This is a genomic window from Nocardiopsis chromatogenes YIM 90109, from assembly GCF_000341185.1.
In the GTDB taxonomy this organism is placed as follows: Bacteria; Actinomycetota; Actinomycetes; order Streptosporangiales; family Streptosporangiaceae; genus Nocardiopsis_A; species Nocardiopsis_A chromatogenes.
In genome coordinates this window covers 1-262 of record NZ_ANBH01000111.1, presented here as the reverse complement: position 1 = coordinate 262, position 262 = coordinate 1, and the positions used below count along the sequence as shown (strand labels likewise).

The following is a 262-nucleotide window of genomic DNA, read 5'->3' as shown; positions in this document are numbered from 1 at the left end:
CCCACGGCTCGCCCGCCAGCTCGGCCGGGTCCAGCGCGCCTCGGCCGGCCAGCGGGTGTCCCTCGGGCAGCACGACGTGCAGCGGGTCCTCCAGCAGCCCCGTCCACTCCAGTCCGTGGTCCACCCCGACCCGGCCGGGCAGTGGGCCGTCGAAGCGGTAGGCCAGCGCCAGGTCCACCGCGCCCTGCCGGACCAGCGGCAGGCTCGCCTCCGGCTCGGCCTCGCGGATGTGCACCTCGGTGTCGGGGTGGGCCGCGGTGAG

1 protein-coding gene is annotated in these 262 nt (G+C 77.9%); it reads right to left on the bottom strand.

What is annotated here, in order from left to right; all coding sequences use genetic code 11:
* A partial coding sequence (locus D476_RS32930) for a LysR substrate-binding domain-containing protein (protein WP_040726020.1) occupies nucleotides 1-262 on the bottom strand: 262 nt, incomplete at both ends.